The organism is Streptomyces sp. BB1-1-1, from assembly GCF_031597775.1.
Classification (GTDB): Bacteria; Actinomycetota; Actinomycetes; order Streptomycetales; family Streptomycetaceae; genus Streptomyces; species Streptomyces thinghirensis.
This window is the reverse complement of sequence record NZ_CP134203.1, coordinates 7,995,059-8,012,020: the sequence shown is the minus strand read 5'-3', so window position 1 is coordinate 8,012,020 and position 16,962 is coordinate 7,995,059. Positions and strand designations below refer to the sequence as shown.

Sequence of the window (16,962 nt, the reverse complement as noted above, 5' to 3'; positions counted from 1 at the left end):
TGTAAAGAGCTGTGGCCCCAAGACGGGCAGCGGCGACGGTGCGCGGGGAGTCACGCCGGGGGGTTACTCCGACCTGCGCTCGGGCCGGTGCGGTAGCGGGACATAGACTCGGCCCTCGCGTGAGAGGCAGGGAGGTCTCGGTGGCACGGCCCAGGATCAAGGACGTCGCACGTCGTGCGGGCGTGTCGGAGAAGACGGTCTCCAATGTCATCAACGACTACGCCCATGTCTCCGACCGGACCAGGCAGGTGGTGCGCGAGGCCATCGAACAGCTCGGCTACCGGGTGAACCTGGCCGGGCGTCATCTGCGCAAGGGCCGCACCGGCATCATCGCCCTGGTCGTTCCCGAACTGGACATCCCGTACTTCGCCGAGCTGGCGCGGCATGTGATCCGCGAGGCCGAGCAGTGCTCCCTGACCGTGCTGATCCATCAGTCCGGGGCGGATCGCGACCATGAGCTGGCGGCGCTGGCCGGCTTCGGCTCCGCCTTCGCGGACGGGATCATCCTGAGCCCGCTCGCCCTGACCGCGGACGACCTGCGCGACCGTGCGGGCGCCCCGCCCACCGTGCTGCTCGGGGAGCTGCTGGAGGAGGGTGCCGACCACGTGGCCATCGACAACGAGAGCGCCGCGCGCGAGGCGACGAACCACCTGATCGGTCTCGGGCGGCGCCGCGTCCTCGCCGTCGGCGGGCGCGACGACTCGGGTCTGGGGACGGCCGAGGCCCGCACCCGGGGCTACCGCGCCGCCCTGGAAGAAGCGGGCATCGCCTACGATCCGGCGGCCCTGCTGCCGGTCGACTCCTTCCGGATGCCCGACGGCGCCGAGGCAGTGGCGCGGGCGCTGCGGGACGGCGCGCGGCCCGACGCGCTGCTCTGTCTCAACGACCAGTTGGCGCTGGGCGCGTTGCGCGCCCTGCACGAGCACGGCGTCAAGGTGCCCGAGGACGTCGCCGTCATCGGCTTCGACGACGTGGAGGGCGGGCGTTTCAGCGTACCGACGCTGAGCACGGTGGCCCCCGACAAGGCGGCGGTGGCCAAGGTCGCCGTGCAACTGCTCCAGCGCCGCATCGAGGAGGCGACGGGACCGGACGGCGTGAGTGACGGCGCCGATTCGGGTGTGCTGTCGCCCCAGGACCGCATCGTGGCCCACCGGCTCGTCCTGAGAGAGAGCACGGAGGGCCACGAGCGGCGCTGAGGGGGCGGTCGGTGCGGCGAGCGCGGGCAGCGGGCCCACGACGGGTCCGATGAGGGCAGTGACGGGCAGGCGAGCGCGCCTGCTCAAAAATGGTATTCCATTTTGCCGCAGACCTCTTGACGGTGCCGTTTGGCGAAAACTACGTTCTGTTCATCGGAACGCCGCTTCCGCTTTGTGGAACTCTCCAACTCCCCGCACCTGATCCCAGGAGTCCCGTATGACTGCCCTGGAAGACCGCCGCTCGCCCGCGGAGACCAGCGACACCGCCCCCAGCTCGGGTCTGTACACGTACGACCTGGCCCCGACGAAGAGGGAAGGGCGCCGCTGGGGCGCCTACAACGTCTTCACGCTGTGGGCCAACGACGTTCACAGCCTCGGGAATTACGCCTTCGCCATCGGACTGTTCGCCCTGGGACTGAACGTGTGGGGCATCCTCGCCGCCTTCGCGCTCGCGTCGGTCCTGCTCTTCCTGCTGCTGACGCTGTCCGGGTTCATGGGACACAAGACCGGCGTCCCCTTCCCCGTGATGAGCCGCATCGCGTTCGGCATCAAAGGAGCGAAGCTCCCGGCCGCCGTTCGAGGCGCCGTCGCCATCGCCTGGTTTGGTATCCAGACCTACCTTGCCTCCGCGGTGCTGAGCACCCTGCTGGTGGCGATGTTCCCCGGCCTGGCCCGCCTGGACACGAACTCCCTGCTCGGCCAGTCGACGCTCGGCTGGATCACCTTCCTGGTCCTGTGGGCCCTGCAAGTGGTCATCGTGAGCTACGGGATGCAGATGATCCGCCGGTACATGGCCTTCGCGGCGCCCACCACGCTGCTCACCATGTGCGCCCTCGCGGTGTGGATGTTCGTCCGGGCGGACGGCTCGATCAGCCTGTCCAACGGCGAGCCGCTCACCGGCGGCGCGATGTGGCTCCAGGTCCTCCAGGCCGCCGCCCTGTGGGTCGTGATCTACGGGACGTTCGTCCTGAACTTCTGCGACTTCACCCGGTCCGCCAGGAGCCGCGGCTCCATCGTCCGCGGGAACGTGATCGGCATCCCCGTGAACATGCTCTTCTTCGCCGTCATCGTGGCGATCCTCAGCGGAGCGCAGTTTTCTCTCGACGGGCACGTCATCACCAGTCCGACGGACATCGTCAGGACCATCCCCCACATGTTCCTGCTGGCCGTGGCCTCACTCGCCCTCATCGCCCTGACCGTGGCGGTGAACCTGCTGGCCAACTTCGTGGCACCGATCTACGCCCTGGTCGACCTCTTCCCGCACCGGCTCGACTTCCGCCGGGCCGGCCTCGTGAGCGCGATCCTGGGCCTGGTGATCACACCCTGGAACCTCTACAACAGCCCGGTCGTCGTCAACTACTTCCTCGGCGGGCTGGGCGCCCTGCTCGGCCCCCTCTTCGGCGTGATCATGGCGGACTACTGGCTGCTGCGGAAGTCCCGGGTGAACGTGCCGGCCCTCTACACCGAGCAAGCGGGCGCCGAGTACCACTACCGCCGCGGCTACAACCCGCGGGCCGTCGCCGCCTTCGTGCCGAGTGCCGCCATCGCCGTCGTCGTCGCCCTGGTGCCCTACTTCCACGCCGCGGCCGGCTTCTCCTGGTTCATCGGCGCGATCATCGCCGCGGCGCTGTACGCGCTCATCGCCGACCGCGCCTCGCCGATCCGCGACGTGGACGGCGAAGCCATCGCCGTCGCCGCGGAATAGCTCCGCCGTCGCCGCGCCACTCCCCACCCGAGCGGAAGGCCCGCCCATGCGCATCCTCGTGGTCAACGTCAACACCACGCAGTCCATCACCGACGCGATCGGCAAGCAGGCGGCCGGCGCGGCCTCCCCCGGCACCGAGATCGTTCCCCTGACCCCCGCCTTCGGCGCGGAGTCCGTCGAGGGGAACTACGAGAGCTACCTCGCCGCGATCGCCGTCATGGAGACCGTCCGCGCGCACCCGGAGCCGTTCGACGCGGTGATCCAGGCCGGGTACGGCGAACACGGCCGGGAGGGTCTTCAGGAACTGCTCGACGTCCCCGTCGTCGACATCACCGAGGCCGCGGCGAGCACCGCCCAGTTCCTGGGCCGCCGCTACTCCGTCGTCACCACCCTCGACCGCACGGTCCCCCTGATCGAGGAGCGGCTGGAGGTGGCCGGGCTGAGCGCCAGATGCGCCTCCGTGCGCGCCAGCGGGCTCGCCGTACTGGAACTGGAACGGGACGAACAGGCCGCCGTGGACGCCATCACCGCGCAGGCCGCCCGCGCGGTCGAGGAGGACCGCGCCGAAGTGATCTGCCTGGGCTGCGGCGGCATGGCCGGTCTCGCCGAACGCGTGGTGGAACGCACCGGTGTCCCCGTGGTCGACGGGATCGCCGCCGCCGTGACGATCGCCGAGTCACTGGTCCGGCTCGGCCTGTCCACGTCCAAGGTGCGCACCTACGCGCGACCGCGCCCCAAGCAGATCGTCAACTGGCCCCCGAAGGCGGTCTGAGACCTCCGAGTCCCGTGCCTCTCCCCCTGTCCCTCTCCCCTGTCCCGCGCCCCCGGTGGGCGGCCGCAAACCGGCCGCACACCGGCCACACCGGCCACACCGGCCGCGGGGTATTCTGACGGGCCGCCCGACCGACGCCCCGCACCGGCGCGGTCGGCGCGCCTCGGAACGGGAAGACAGACGAAGGACGGCGATGGCTGCGTCAGAGGGCTTCACGCCCGAGTCCGAGCGGGTCACGCGGCAGTTGCGCGACGAGATCGTCGACGGTGCGCGGCGGCCGGGCAGCCGCCTGGTGGAACGGGAGCTGGCCGAGGCGCTCGGTGTGAGCCGGCTGCCCGTCCGGGAGGCCCTGAAGACCCTGGTGGCCGAGGGCCTGGTGACGCCTCGACCGCGATCCTGGGCGGTGGTACGGGAGTTCACCACGAGCGACATCGCCGACCTCGACGAGGTCCGTTCGGGCCTGGAGACCCTGGCGTTCCGGCTCGCCGCCCAGCGGCACACACGTCCCGGGCTGGAGAAGCTCCGCGCGACGGTGGACGCCGAACTGGAGGCGGCCCGCGCGGACGACGCGGTGCGAGCCCGCCGGGCTGCCGCCGACTTCCACCAGACGGTCATCTCCCTGGCCGCCAACGAGCTCCTCAACGAACTCGAGCGCGTCCTGCGCAGCCGGCTGCGGTGGCTCATGGGCCAGCACGACGACCTGCTGGCCGTGGCGCTGGAACACGAGGCTCTCTACCAGGCCATCGCGGAGCGCGACGTCGAGCGCGTACAGGCGCTCGTCCTCCATCACCTGGCGACGAGCCGCAGCGCGGCCCTGGGCCACCACGCGCGGGAACGGGCGCAGGAGAACGAACAGCCTTAGCGCGGCTTTCGGCGGCGAACAGCGGGCATACGGATGTCCCGAGGCCCTCTCCGTCGCCGACCAACGGGAGTTCCCTGTGACGCCGAGCCTGCGCACCGCCCGCGCGTGCCGTGCCGCCGCCGCCCTCCTTCTCGCGGCGGCCGGATACGCGGCCACCCACCACCCGTGGCTCGCCCTGCCCGGCCTGTACGCCGCCGCCGTGTTCGCCTGGTGTGCCGCCCGCGCCCGGACGGAGCACCGGCTGCGGGTCGCGCGGGCACAGCGCGCCGAGCGGCTGGCACGCCCCCGCCTGCGGCAGCCGCTCGCCGCGACGCTGAAGCCCTGTTGCGCGTTCTGGCAGCACTCCGACGGGGCCGTGCACGGCCCGGGGTGCACCCGCCCCGCTGCCGCCCGCGTCCCCTTCCGCGACGACTGCTGCGAGCGGTGGTGGACCTCTCTGGGCGCACGGCACGACGCGGGCTGCCGCCATCACGTCGGCACGCCGGAGCACGACCGGGCCCGCACGACCCCGCAGTGAGGCAGCAAGCCCGCAGTAAGGCGGTAAGCACGTCACCGCTCGTGGGGATCGCCCACTGCCGGGCCGTCACCGCCGTGCCTGCTCCAGTGCCGTCCGCAGGGCCGGCGGGGTGGCGGCCGCCCAGGCCTGGGGGGAGCAGGAGTGGGGATACGGGACCGGTCCGGCGGTCGCCGAGCGGTCGTAGCCGGCGAGGACCTCGGGCAGCCGGTGGCCGTGGTGGGCCGCCGCCGCGACGAGCCCCTCGGCGACGGTGCGCACCTCGGCCGTGAGCCCCTGGCGGGCCAGGCCCAGGGCGATGACCGCGTTGTCGTGCGGCCAGGCGCTGCCCCGGTGGTACGACAGCGGGTGGTACGGCCGCTGGCCGGCGGCGAGGGTCCGGATCGCCCAGCCGGAGAAGAAGTCCGGCTCCAGCAGCCGTCGTCCCACCCGGCGGGAGCGTTCCGGGTCGAGGATGCCCGACCACAGCAGGTGCCCGGCGTCCGAGGCCAGCACGTCGACCTGGCGGCCGTCGCCGTCCAGTGCGAGCGCCGGGAAGTCCGCCTCCGGCATCCAGAAGTCCGCGGTGAAGCGGTCCCGCAGCCGGGCGGCGGTCTCGCGGAGCCGACGCGCGTAGGGCTCGTCCCGCCAGATGTCCTCGGCGAGCCGGGCCGTGCGCAGGAGCGCGTCATAGGCGTAGCCCTGCGCTTCCGACACCGCGATGGGTCCCTGGGCCTGGGTGCCGTCGCGGAAGCAGATGGCGCCCGCGGAGTCCTTCCAGTTCTGGTTGACCAGCCCGCCCGGGTCGGGGGTGTACACGAGGTAGCCGTGCTTCTCCAGGCCGCCGTCGGTGAGCATCCAGTCGACCGCCTTCCGGGCGTGCCGCTCCAGACGTACGGCCAGGGAGCGGTCGCCGGTCGCCTCGTGGTGGGCGTGGAGCAGGACGAGGAAGAGCGGCGTGGCGTCCACGGCACCGTAGTACCGGCCGTACGGCACCTGCCGGAAGTGGGCGAGTTCGCCGTGCCGGGTCTCGTGGACGATGCGTCCGGGCTGCTCGCCGCTGAAGACGTCGTGGCGCTGCCCCTGGGTGGCGGCGAGCGCGCTCAGGACGGCGGCCGCCGTCGCGGGCCGGTACGGCAGCAGGAAGTACGACGTCAGCAGTGAGTCGCGGCCGAACAGGGTGAGGAACCAGGGGATACCGGCGGCCGGGACGCGCACGTCCTCGCCGTCGACGCCGGGGACCGGGATGGTCAGCAGGTCGATGTCGGCGAGACCGCGCTCGACGGTGAGCGTCAGGTCGTCCGTCGCGTCCGTCGCGTCCGCCACGTCCGTCGTCGGTTCATGCCGGTTCGGGCGCCGTTCGGCAGCGGCAGCGGCGGGCATAGTACGTCCGTGCGGGTGGGCGCGGACGGTCAGGTGCAGGTCGGCCCGGCCGTGGGCGTCGAGCGGCAGGTGCCAGGTGAACGTCCGCGCGGTGGGCCCGGGTTCGGCCTCCGGGGCGTCGACCGAGTCCGGGGCGGGGCGGCAGACGACCTCGGTCCGGGCGTGCCAGTCTGCTCGCCGGTAGGTGAGGAGCAGACCGTCCGCGGTCTCCTGGACCCCGTGCTCCCCGCCGGGCTTGGCGTAGTGGCGGTCGTCGGCGCGGAGTTCGAAGAGGTCGGCGAAGTCGGCGTCGACGGTGAGGCCGAGGCGGGCGGTCACGGGGCCGGGGCGGTTGCTGACCAGACTCAGGTGTTCGGTGAACGTGCCCGCGGTGACGCTCTGCCGCCGGAAGACGGTGTACGCGGGCGGGTCGTCCCGGGTGCCCTCGGGGGTCAGGACGCAGGCGGCCGTGTCGTCGGTGTCCGCCGTGGCGGGAACGAGGGCGGTGGGCGCGCCGGCGTCGACGGTGAGTCGCCAGCGGCTGAGGTGCCGGGCGTCCTGGAAGAACAGTCCGTCGGGCGTCGACCCGCGGATGCCGCTGATCTCCCCGTCGGTGCCGAGGCGGACGAAGGTGGCGTCGCGCACCAGTTGGACGCGGGGGTCGGCCGCGGTCACGGCATGGGCTCCTTCGGGTCGGCGCTCAGCAGGTCGAGGGCGAGAGCTGCGGTCCAGGAGAAGTGCCGGGTGCCGCGGGCCTCCCCGCTGGACGGGTCGACGTACTCGGCGAATCCGGAGCGTCCCGCACGGGCGAGGAAGTCGGCGCGCAGACGTTCGGCGTCCTGCTGGAGGCCGTGGGTGCGCAGCCCTCGCTCGATCAGCCAGGCCGTGTTGAACCAGGCCGGTCCGCGCCAGTACCGGGTGGGGTCGAAGGCGTGGCCGGTCAGGTCGTAGCTCGGGACCAGGCTGGTGGCCGGGGCGGCGAAGCGCGGGCCGGTGAGCGTGGTGTGCAGGCGCCGGACGACGTCCCGCGGCAGGTGCGGCACGAGGAGCGGGACCAGTCCGCTGACGCTCCCCTCCTCGACCGGCGTGTCGGTGTGCAGGTCGCGCACGCGGAAGAGGCCGGCCTCCTCGTCCCAGAGCCGGTCCGTCAGTGCCCGGGTCAGCTCGGCGGCCCGCTCGGTGTGCCGCTGCCCCGGCAGGCCCAGTTCGCGTGCCATGGCGGCCAGGGCGAGTTCGCTCACCACCAGCAGCGCGTTGAAGCACGGGTCCTCCACGGCGAACCGGTGCCGCACGACGCGGTCGTCGTAGCCGGCTTCCCGGTACTCGGTGGCCAGCCGGACGTAGCGGCCGTAGTCGAGGTCGGTGGGCCGATCGGCGGGGTGGCCGTGGTCGAGGTCGGCGCGCCGGAAGGTGTCGGGCGGGCTGGGTTCTACGCGCTGGAGGGCCCGGTCCCAGCAGGGGCTGTTGTCCATGCCGGGTTCCCAGGGGTGGACGACGGCCGCGAGGCCCCCGCCGCCGAGGTCGCGGCGGGTGCGGAGGTAGTCGTGCCAGGCGGTGAGCCGGGGGTGGACGCGGGCGAGGAAGCCGCGGCGCCGTGACTCCGCCGGGTCGGCCCGGTGCACGAGCCACGCCGCCAGGGCGTGCACCGGCGGCTGGACGATGCCGGAGGTCTCGGCGGTCGCCGGTGCGCCTGCGGCGCGGCCGGCCCGGGAGGACTGCCAGAAGTCGGGGCTCGGGAAGTACGCGTCGTGGGGCAGGGCGGGGTTGAAGACGATGTGCGGCACGCGTCCGTCGGCCCACTGCGCGGCCAGCAGGGACTCCAGTTCGCGCTGGGCGCGGCGCACCGAGAGATGGCGCAGTCCGATGGCGACGAAGGCGGAGTCCCAGCTCCACTGGTGGGGGTAGAGGGTGCGGGAGGGGACGGTGGAGGTGCCGGTCCAGTTGTCGATGAGGACCCGCGCCGCACCGCGCCGCAGGGTCAGGTCCGCGGGCGCGGTGGGCGCGGGCCGGTCCAGGAGCTCCAGAGGGGACTTCACGCGCCCGACCTCGCCAGGAACGCGGGGACGGAGCGCACGGCCTCGACGGGGTCGCCGGTCAGCCGGCATTCGAGGGCGAGGTGGCCGTCGTAGCCGATGGTGTGCAGGGCGCCGAGCCAGGCGGGCCAGTCGAGGTGTCCGGCGCCGGGCTGGAAGCGGTTGGAGTCGGAGACCTGGGCGTGGCCGATGACGTCGGCGTGGGCGAGGATCGCGGCGGCGGGGTCGGGCTCCTCGATGTTCATGTGGTAGCTGTCGATGCCGATCCGGACCGAGTCCAGGCCGACGGCGCGGATCAGGTCGGCGGCCTGTTCGAGCCGGTTGACCATGTGGTCCTCGTAGCGGTTGAGCGGCTCCAGGAAGAGCGTGACGCCCTCGCGGCGGGCGTGCTCGCCGAGTTCGGTGAGTCCGGCGAGGAGCACCTCGCGGTCCTCCTCTTCGGTGCGCGGCGGTGTGAAGGGCGGCAGGCGGCGGGAGAACATTCCGTACGAGGCCGGGGTCTGGGCGCCCACGCCGCCGATCTCGGCGATGACGGTGAGCTGTGACTTCATCTGGGCGACGGCGTCGCGGCGCAGGTCCTCGTCGAAGGCGCCGAGGAAGTGCGGCATGTCGACGCAGACGGTCGGCATGACGACGCCGTCCTCGCGGGCCTGCTTGAGTTCGCCGCGACGGGAGGCGAAGTGGAGGTCGCCCTTGCCGCGCAGTTCGATCGCGTCGTAGCCGGCCTGCTGGGCGAAGTCCCACTTGGCCTGGAGGGTGTCCCCGGGCAGGAGCTGTTCCTGGACGGCGGTCTTGAGCATGGGGGGCCTTTCAGAAAAATCCGGTCGCAGAGGAGCCGGGTCTCAGAATTCCAGGACGACCTGCAGCGCCTCGGCGGGCCGCTCGTCCAGCAGTACGTAGGCGTCGGCGGCGTCGGCGACGGGGACGACGTGGCTCACCAGGGTGTCGACGTCCACCTGGCCCTCGGCGACCAGGCGCAGGAAGGTCTGCTGAAGGCGTTCGACGGTCCAGCGGTTCGACAGCTGGGGCGGGACGCCGCCGATCTGGGAGCAGATCAGCTGGACCCGGTTGTGGTGGAACTCGTCGCCGAGGCGCAGGCCGATGCCGTCGCCCTGGTAGAAGCCGGAGGCCACCACCCGGCCGCCGGCGGCGACCGAGCGCAGCGCCTCGTGCAGGGCCGGGTAGGCACCGCTGATCTCGATGGCGAGGTCGGCGCCGAGGCCACCGGTGGTCTCTCGGACGCGTTCGGCGACGGCGTCGGTGCGGGCGTTGAGGGTGTACTGGGCGCCGTACCGCTTCGCGATCTCCAGGCGGCCGTCGAGGGCGTCGACGGCGGTGACCCGGGCACCGCTGAGCCGGGCGAGGCGGGTGGTGAGCAGGCCGATGACGCCCTGGCCGAACACGGCGACGTCCTCGCCGAGGTGGATGTCGCCGGCCAGGACGGCGTTGAAGGCGATGGCGCCGACCCGGGCGAAGGCCCCGGCCAGCGGTTCGAGCCCGGTCGGCAGGGTGTGACCGATCATGCGCTCGGCGGGGACGATGCCCTCGCTGCGGTGGCCCCAGATGCCCCAGACCAGGTCGCCGGGGGCCGGCAGGCCCGGGGTGCCGGCGAGTTCCGGGGAGACCTCGACGACCTCGCCGACCTCGGAGTAGCCCCAGCCGGCCACCGGGTACTCGATGCCGGGCGCACCGTCGCGGAAGAGCCGCGCCCCGGGGTCCCAGGTCCGGGTCAGGTACGGGTTGGTGCCGCGGTAGGCGGTGAGTTCGGTGCCGGCCGAGATGCCCGAGTAACGGGTACGGACCCGCAGATGACCGGGCGGCAGTTCGGCCCTGACGTGCTCGGCCACCTCCACCTGACGGGGGCCGGTGAACTGGACGACGCGCTCCACGGATGACACGGCTGACACGAAGGGCTCCGGAAGGGTTGCTGGTGCGGTTGCGTCGACAATATCCGCAACTTATGTCTTGTCAACCAGCAAAAGTAGTGCTGTGATGCGTGGCGAGCAGACGTAAGCCGGAACGAGGACACTCAATGCGCATCAGGACCCTGCGGTCGAGGACGACCGCGGTCGGCGTCACGGCAGCCATGGGAATCGGGCTGCTCTCGGGCTGCGCGGGCAGCACCGGGCCCGGCAAGCCGGACCGTGAGATCACGGTCTGGTCCCAGGAGAACCTCCCCGACCGCGTCGCCGCGACGCGGAAGGTCATCGACGGGTTCGAGAAGAAGAGCGGGATCAAGGTCAAACTCGTCGGGGTCGACGAGGCCCAGATGCCGCAGCTGATCATGTCGGCGGCGGCGTCGGGCACGCTGCCCGACGTCATCGGCGCGGCCCCCATGGGCCAGGTCTGGCAGATGTACACCAACGGCCTGCTGAACACCGACATCCCGAAACGGATCGTCGGCGAACTCGGCCGGGACACCTTCAACCCCAACGCGCTGGAGCTGACCTCCGACGGCGCCACCAGTCTCGGCGTGCCCTCCGACGCCTGGCTCCAGCTGCTGGTCTACCGCAAGGACCAGTTCGCGCGGAAGGGCCTGGCGGCTCCCGACACGTACGCGAGGACGCTGGCCGCCGCCGAGGCACTGACCACCAAGGGCCACGACGGCATCTCGGCGGCCACCGACCCCAGCGACGTCTTCACCTCGCAGAGCTTCGAGAGCCTCGCCCTGGCCAACGACTGCCAACTGGTCGACGACCGGCACGAGGTCGCCCTCGAGTCCCCGCGGTGCGAGGCCGCCTTCCGCACCTACGACCGGCTCGCCCGCACCTACGGCGCGCCAGGCACCCAGACCGTGGACTCCACCCGCGCCACCTACTTCGCCGGCCGGTCCTCCATGGTCATCTGGTCCTCGTTCCTGCTCGACGAACTCGCCGGCCTGCGGGGGGACGCCCTGCCCAGCTGCCCCCAGTGCGCGAAGGACCCGCGGTACCTGTCGGACAACAGCGGCATCGTCACCGCGATGAAGGGGCCCGACGCCCAGGAGGCGGCCCAGTTCGGCGAGATCACGTCCTGGGTGACCACCAAGACGGCCGAGACCGCGGCGTCCCGCGAGTTCATCGAGTACATGATGGGCACCGGCTACGAGTCCTGGTTCGGCATGGCGCCCGAGGGCAAGATCCCGGTCCGCAAGGGAACAGCCGCCGAACCCGAGCGCTACCTCGACGCCTGGCGCCACAGCGACATCGGCGTCGACACCCGCAAGCCCCTCGACGAGGTCTTCCCCGAGACCCTGCTCGACCAGCTCGCCGACGGTGTCGGCAACCTGCGCCGCTGGGGCATCACCCAGGGCGAGGGAGCCCTCGTCGGCGCCACCAACGGCGAACTGCCCGTACCGAAGGCCATCGGCGCCATGACCAGCGGCCAGAGCTCGCCCTCGGAAGCGGCACGCGACGCCGACGAAGAGGTCGCCGCCCTGAAGAAGTCCCTGCAGTAGCCGCCCGCCTGCACGTCACGAAGGTCCCTCATGACAACAGCCCCAGTCGGCGCGCCGCAGCGCCGGGACACCAGCCCCCGGTCCACGGACCGGTCCGACGCACCGGGCCGCCGTCCGATGACCGCCAGCCGGCGCGCCAACCGAGCGGGCCTCGCGTTCGTCTCCCCCACCTTCCTCGTGGTCCTCGTGGTGGTCGTGCTGCCCATCGCGTGGACCGTGCTGCTGGCCTTCCAGAAGGCCAAGCTCGTCGACATCCAGGGCATGGGCCTGTTCGGCAACTGGTCCCTGGACAACTTCGCGCAGGTCTTCGACTCGGCCGGCTTCTGGTCCAGCCTGTGGACCACCCTGCTCTACACGGCGGGCTCCACGCTCGGCTCCGTGGTCCTCGGCCTGGTCGCCGCGCTCGCGCTGCGCAAGCCGTTCAAGGGGCGCGGGGTGCTGCGCGCGGCGATGCTGCTGCCGTACGTCGCGCCCGTCGTCGCCGTGGCCTTCGTCTGGGAGGTCGCGCTCAGCCCGCAGTACGGCGTGGTGAACGACTGGGGGCGGCGGCTGTTCGGCTGGGACGACCCGATCGCGTTCCTGTCGACCCGCGAGTACGAGGTGAACCTCCTCGGTCTGCACTTCGACATCCCGCTGGCGCTGCTGACCGTCATCGTCTTCGAGTGCTGGCGCTACTTCCCCTTCGCCTTCCTGTTCATCCTGGCCCGGCTGCAGGCGGTGCCGGACACCCTGGAGGAGGCCGCGCTGGTCGACGGCGCCACCATCACCCAGCGCTTCCGGCACGTCCTGCTGCCCCAGTTGATGCCGGTGATCGCGCTGCTGTGCGTGCTGCGCTTCATCATGACGTTCAACAAGTTCGACGACGTCTACCTGCTCACCGGAGGCGGAGCCGGCACCGACGTGGCCGCGGTGCGCGTCTACGACTTCCTCACCGCCCGCTACGACGTGGGGGCCGCGGCCGCCCAGGCGCTCGTCCTGGCCCTCGTACTGATGATCCTGCTGGGCCTCTACTTCAAGTTCTTCGGCAACAAGGTCCAGGAGGAAGCGTGACGCAGAACGTGCCCCAGAAGGCGGCGCTGAGCCGGGCCCGGTTCGAGGAGCGGTTCTTCGGCGTCGCGCGGTGGATCGTCATCGCGTTCCTCGCCGTGATCACCCTCCTGCCCTTCTACTACATGGTGCTGCTGTCGCTGAAGCCCATCGACGCGCTGCTGCTCGACCCGGGCTCCCTGTGGATCTCGGCGAAGGACTTCACCCTCTCCACCTACCAGGACGTACTGCGCTCCACCGACGACGGCGGCCAGGGCTTCCTCAAGTTCCTGGTCAACTCCGCGCTGGTCTCCCTCGGCACGGTGGCGCTGACCCTGGTGGCCGCCGTGCCCGGCGCCTACGCCGTAAGCCGGCTGAAGTTCTTCGGCCACCGCCAGGTCAGCGCCCTCTTCCTGGCCGTGTACATGTTCCCGGCGACCCTGCTGGCCGTGCCGCTCTTCGTCATCTTCGCGAAGATCGGCCTGTCTTCCAGCCTCGTCGGTCTCGCCATCGTCTACGTCGCCCAGACCGTGCCGGTGTCGATCTACATGCTGAAGAACTACCTCGTCACCATCCCGGCCTCCATCGAGGAGGCCGCGGCGCTGGACGGGTGCTCGCGGCTGCAGACCGTCCGCAAGGTGATCCTGCCGCTGGCCCTGCCCTCCCTGATGGCGACCGGGCTGTACGTCTTCATGATCGCGTGGAACGAGTTCCTGTTCGCGCTGCTGTTCCTGGCCGCGGACCCCGGTCAGTGGACGGTCTCCCTGGGACTGGCCCAGCTCTCCAACGGCATCGAGGTGCCGAAGACGATCCTGATGGCCGGTTCCGTGGTGCTGACGATCCCCGTGGTACTTCTGTTCTTCGCCGCCGAACGACTGCTCACCGAGGGTCTGACCAGCGGCGCCGACAAGAGTTGAGCCGTGGGGGACACCATGATGACGCCGAGTCAGGCCAGCGCCGGCGCGCTGCTGCAGCTGATCCGCAGCGGCCGCGCCAACACCCGGGCCGACCTCCAGCACGCCACCGGACTGTCCCGGTCGACCGTCGGACAGCGCCTCGACCTGCTCAACCGCGCCGGATGGCTGCGCCACACCACGGGAGCCTCCACCGGTGGCCGCCCGTCCCACCGGATCGCGTTCGATCCGAGCCACGCCTCGGTCATCGCCTTCGACCTGGAGACCCGGCACGCCCGCGCCGCCGTGCTCGATCTCGCGGGCACCATCCTGGCCGAGCACACCGGGCCGATGGATGTCGGTGCGGGCCCCGATCACGTCCTGGACCGGCTGGCCGAGTGGTTCCCGGACCTGATCGCGGCGGCCGGGGTGCCGGCGTCCCGTGTCGTGGGCATCGGGCTGTCCGTCCCGGGCCCGGTCGACTGGGAGTCCGGTCGGGTGATCGAGCCGCCCATCATGCCGGGCTGGGACCGGTACCCCATCCGGGAGCGGCTTCAGAAGGCATACGCGGCACGGATGGGCCTGGACCCGGAGGCCGACGCCGTCCCGGTGCTCGTGGACAACGACGCCAACCTCATGGCGCTGGCCGAGCACCAGGCCAACCACCGCGACTGCTCGTCCTTCCTGCTGCTGAAGGTCTCCACCGGCATCGGCGCGGGTGTCGTCATCGGCGACAGCCTCTACCGCGGCATCGACGGCGGCGCCGGCGACATCGGGCACATCCGCCTGCACGACCGGTCCGACGCGCTGTGCATGTGCGGCTCCCACGGCTGCCTCGCGGCCGTCGCCAGTGGGCGCGCGATCGCCAAGGAGCTGTCCGCCCTCGGCCTGGACACCGCTTCCGGTCGGGACGTGCGGCGCCTGCTCAACGAGGGCCATCCGGACGCCGTACGGCTGGCCCGGGAGGCCGGGCGGCGGGTGGGCGAGGTCCTGGTCACCGTCGTGACGCTGCTCAATCCCGGGGTGCTCATGATCGCGGGTGAGCTGTCCGGGGTGCCCTTCCTGACCGGGGTGCGCGAGTTGGTCTACCAGCGCGCGATGCCCCGCGCGACGGCCAACCTCCAGGTCGTCACCTCGCGGCTCGGCGACCACGCGGGACTCGTCGGGGCCGCCGCCATGGTCGTGGAGCACCTCTACTCCCCCGCCGGTGCCGACGCCCGCCTCGACCGCCTCGCGCCGTGAGCGCACCGCAGCCCCTCCCCGCGCTCCCGCCAAGAAATCCCGATCAGCACCAGGAAGACAGGAACACCGTGACCGCTGCCCCCGCCCCCTGGACCGGCCGGCCCGTCGAGGTCGGACTCGTGGGCGCCGGCCCCTGGGCCCGCACGATGCACGCCCGGATACTGGCCGCCGGGCCCGAGACGCGGCTGGCCGCGGTCTGGGCCCGCCGCACGGAGGCCGCCCGCGAGACGGCCGAGCCCTACGCCGCCCATGTCGCCGCGGACTTCGACGAGTTGCTGGACCGCTGCGAGGCCGTGGCCTTCGCCGTGCCGCCCGCCGTCCAGGCCGAGCTGGCACCGCTGGCGGCGAAGCGGGGCAAGGCCCTGCTGCTGGAGAAGCCGCTCGGGCCCGATCTGGCCTCGGCCCACCGCGTGGCCGACGCGGTCGCGGAAGCCGGTGTGGTCTCCCAACTGGTGCTGACCAAGCGCTATCACCCGGCCACCCGGGCCTTCCTGGACGCCGCGCGCGCCGTCGACGTGGCCGGGGCCCGCTCCTGCTACCTCCACGGCGCCTTCCTGCAGGGCGAGTTCGCCACCGGCTGGCGCCTCGAACACGGTGCCCTGCTCGACCTCGGCCCCCACCTGCTCGACCTGCTGGATGCCGCGATCGGCCCCATCACCGGCCTCCGCGCCACCGGCGACCCGCGCCGCTGGGTCGAACTGACCTGCGAGCACGAGAACGGAGCCGTCAGCCAGGCCTCGCTGTCCGGCTCGGTGGCCGTCCCACGCACGCTCACCCGCGTCGAGCTCTTCGGCCCCGAGCACCCGCTGGTCTACGACACGGCCGACATCGACCACGAGGAGTGCTGGCCCGTCCTGCGCCACGACTTCGCGACGGCCGTCCGCAGCGGCACGCCGACCCCGATCGACGCACAGCGCGGCCTGTACCTGCAGAGCCTCCTCGACCGGGCGGTACCCGGCTGACCGGCCGCCGCGACGGCCCCGCGTTCAGCGGGTGTCCGTCAGGCCGCCCGTGACGGCGATGACCTCGCCGACGGTGAAGCTGGAGTCCGCGTCGGAGGCCAGGTACACGTAGGCGGGAGCCACCTCCTCCGGCTGGGCGACCCGCCCCATGGGTGCCGAGCTGCCCAGGTTCGTCAGATAGTCGTCGGGGAAGCGCTGCCCCGCCAGGTTGAGCACCGTCCAGGTGGGGCCCGGGGAGACGATGTTGGCGCGGACGCCGCGCTCGGCGAGGTGCGGGGCGATGGACTTGGTGAAGACCACCAGGGCGGCCTTGGAGGCGGCGTAGTCCATCATGATCTCGCTGCCCTTGAGCGCCTCCTCGGACGCGGTGGCGATGACGGCGTCACCGTGGGAGAGGTGCGGCAGGGCCGCCATCACCAGGTGGAAGTAGGCGTAGACGTTCGTCTTGAAGACCCGGTCGAAGTCCTCGGCGGTCAGATCGGACAGGCTGTTCTGGCTGTTGAGGTAGGCGGCGTTGCTGACCAGGACGTTCAGAGCGCCCAGCTCCGCGACGGTGCGTTCGACCACATCGGCGCAGAAGGCCGGGTCGCACAGGTCGCCCGGCAGCAGCAGGCAGGTGCGGCCCTCCTTCTCGACCGCCTCCCTGGTCTCGTCGGCGTCGCTCTGCTCCTCGGGCAGGTGGACGATCGCGACGTCGGCCCCCTCCCGTGCGTAGAGCACGGCCACCGAACGGCCGATTCCGGAGTCGCCCCCGGTGATCAGCGCGACCTTCCCGGCCAGCTTCCCGGAGCCCCGGTAATGGGGGGCGAGGTAGCGCGGGCGCACTTCCATCCGCTCTTCCAGACCGGGGCGCTGCTGACGCTGGAAACGGTACGGCGGAGAGAGCTCCGCCTCCTCCTGGGGCATCGCCGGACGGTCGAGCGGTCCGCCGCCCGTTCCGTTCCTCTCCACCATTACTGGCCTCCACACGATCACGTACG

The 16,962-nt window shown here is 71.8% G+C and carries 15 protein-coding genes; 10 read left to right on the top strand and 5 right to left on the bottom strand.

All coding sequences use genetic code 11. The annotated features are described in order from the left end of the window. The first annotated feature begins 140 nt into the window (after positions 1 to 140). The 5 genes from RI578_RS36805 (at position 141) to RI578_RS36785 (ending at position 5,052) form a co-directional block, all read left to right on the top strand. Positions 141 to 1,196, top strand: coding sequence for a LacI family DNA-binding transcriptional regulator (locus tag RI578_RS36805; protein ID WP_310875129.1), 1,056 nt, complete (start codon positions 141 to 143; stop codon positions 1,194 to 1,196). A gap of 217 nt (positions 1,197 to 1,413) precedes the next feature. Continuing rightward, positions 1,414 to 2,901 carry an NCS1 family nucleobase:cation symporter-1 gene (locus tag RI578_RS36800; protein WP_310875128.1) on the top strand — a complete coding sequence of 496 codons (1,488 nt, stop codon included), beginning with the start codon at positions 1,414 to 1,416 and terminating at the stop codon, positions 2,899 to 2,901. 46 nt (positions 2,902 to 2,947) lie between these two features. Beyond that, complete coding sequence (locus RI578_RS36795; protein ID WP_310875127.1) at positions 2,948 to 3,673, top strand: aspartate/glutamate racemase family protein; 726 nt, start codon at positions 2,948 to 2,950, stop codon at positions 3,671 to 3,673. Between the two features lie 193 nt (positions 3,674 to 3,866). Beyond that, positions 3,867 to 4,535 carry a GntR family transcriptional regulator gene (locus RI578_RS36790; RefSeq protein WP_310875126.1) on the top strand — a complete coding sequence of 223 codons (669 nt, stop codon included), beginning with the start codon at positions 3,867 to 3,869 and terminating at the stop codon, positions 4,533 to 4,535. Between the two features lie 76 nt (positions 4,536 to 4,611). Next, a complete protein-coding gene (locus tag RI578_RS36785; RefSeq protein ID WP_310875125.1) occupies positions 4,612 to 5,052 on the top strand; it encodes a hypothetical protein in 441 nt (146 codons plus the stop codon). A 66-nt stretch (positions 5,053 to 5,118) separates the two neighbouring features. Here RI578_RS36785 and RI578_RS36780 read toward each other — a convergent pair whose 3' ends face one another. The 4 genes from RI578_RS36780 to RI578_RS36765 are packed head-to-tail and all read right to left on the bottom strand — an operon-like array spanning position 5,119 to position 10,312. After that, complete coding sequence (locus tag RI578_RS36780; RefSeq protein ID WP_310875124.1) at positions 5,119 to 7,065, bottom strand: glycogen debranching N-terminal domain-containing protein; 1,947 nt, start codon at positions 7,063 to 7,065, stop codon at positions 5,119 to 5,121. Further along, a complete protein-coding gene (locus tag RI578_RS36775; RefSeq protein ID WP_310875123.1) occupies positions 7,062 to 8,426 on the bottom strand; it encodes an MGH1-like glycoside hydrolase domain-containing protein in 1,365 nt (454 codons plus the stop codon). The genes RI578_RS36780 and RI578_RS36775 overlap by 4 nt, the downstream gene beginning before the upstream one ends. Next, positions 8,423 to 9,223 carry a sugar phosphate isomerase/epimerase family protein gene (locus RI578_RS36770; RefSeq protein WP_310875122.1) on the bottom strand — a complete coding sequence of 267 codons (801 nt, stop codon included), beginning with the start codon at positions 9,221 to 9,223 and terminating at the stop codon, positions 8,423 to 8,425. The genes RI578_RS36775 and RI578_RS36770 overlap by 4 nt, the downstream gene beginning before the upstream one ends. Before the next feature lie 42 nt (positions 9,224 to 9,265). Further along, entirely contained in the window at positions 9,266 to 10,312 is a 1,047-nt protein-coding gene (locus RI578_RS36765) for a zinc-binding alcohol dehydrogenase (protein ID WP_310875961.1), read from the bottom strand. 143 nt (positions 10,313 to 10,455) lie between these two features. On the opposite strand from RI578_RS36765, the gene RI578_RS36760 reads away from it, so the two are divergent. The 5 genes from RI578_RS36760 (at position 10,456) to RI578_RS36740 (ending at position 15,982) form a co-directional block, all read left to right on the top strand. After that, entirely contained in the window at positions 10,456 to 11,859 is a 1,404-nt protein-coding gene (locus RI578_RS36760) for an extracellular solute-binding protein (RefSeq protein ID WP_310875121.1), read from the top strand. Between the two features lie 30 nt (positions 11,860 to 11,889). Then, positions 11,890 to 12,909 carry a sugar ABC transporter permease gene (locus RI578_RS36755; RefSeq protein ID WP_310875120.1) on the top strand — a complete coding sequence of 340 codons (1,020 nt, stop codon included), beginning with the start codon at positions 11,890 to 11,892 and terminating at the stop codon, positions 12,907 to 12,909. A 26-nt stretch (positions 12,910 to 12,935) separates the two neighbouring features. Continuing rightward, on the top strand, positions 12,936 to 13,802 hold the full coding sequence (locus RI578_RS36750) for a carbohydrate ABC transporter permease (protein ID WP_383558567.1): 867 nt from the start codon (positions 12,936 to 12,938) through the stop codon (positions 13,800 to 13,802). Between the two features lie 18 nt (positions 13,803 to 13,820). Further along, complete coding sequence (locus RI578_RS36745) at positions 13,821 to 15,020, top strand: ROK family protein (RefSeq protein ID WP_310875959.1); 1,200 nt, start codon at positions 13,821 to 13,823, stop codon at positions 15,018 to 15,020. Between the two features lie 68 nt (positions 15,021 to 15,088). Continuing rightward, positions 15,089 to 15,982, top strand: a complete 894-nt coding sequence (locus RI578_RS36740) for a Gfo/Idh/MocA family oxidoreductase (protein ID WP_310875119.1) — start codon at positions 15,089 to 15,091, stop codon at positions 15,980 to 15,982. Between the two features lie 24 nt (positions 15,983 to 16,006). On the opposite strand, the gene RI578_RS36735 is transcribed toward RI578_RS36740, so the two are convergent. Beyond that, on the bottom strand, positions 16,007 to 16,888 hold the full coding sequence (locus RI578_RS36735; RefSeq protein ID WP_310875118.1) for an SDR family oxidoreductase: 882 nt from the start codon (positions 16,886 to 16,888) through the stop codon (positions 16,007 to 16,009). Positions 16,889 to 16,962: the final 74 nt, after the last annotated feature.

Bases quoted from the DNA above. Each gene is read 5' to 3' on its own strand.
- RI578_RS36770 (WP_310875122.1), bottom strand. From the start codon at position 9,223: ATGCTCAAGACCGCCGTCCAGGAACAGCTCCTGCCCGGGGACACCCTC.
- RI578_RS36745 (WP_310875959.1), top strand. From the start codon at position 13,821: ATGACGCCGAGTCAGGCCAGCGCCGGCGCGCTGCTGCAGCTGATCCGC.
- RI578_RS36800 (WP_310875128.1), top strand. From the start codon at position 1,414: ATGACTGCCCTGGAAGACCGCCGCTCGCCCGCGGAGACCAGCGACACC.
- RI578_RS36755 (WP_310875120.1), top strand. From the start codon at position 11,890: ATGACAACAGCCCCAGTCGGCGCGCCGCAGCGCCGGGACACCAGCCCC.
- RI578_RS36760 (WP_310875121.1), top strand. From the start codon at position 10,456: ATGCGCATCAGGACCCTGCGGTCGAGGACGACCGCGGTCGGCGTCACG.
- RI578_RS36735 (WP_310875118.1), bottom strand. From the start codon at position 16,888: ATGCCCCAGGAGGAGGCGGAGCTCTCTCCGCCGTACCGTTTCCAGCGT.
- RI578_RS36795 (WP_310875127.1), top strand. From the start codon at position 2,948: ATGCGCATCCTCGTGGTCAACGTCAACACCACGCAGTCCATCACCGAC.
- RI578_RS36790 (WP_310875126.1), top strand. From the start codon at position 3,867: ATGGCTGCGTCAGAGGGCTTCACGCCCGAGTCCGAGCGGGTCACGCGG.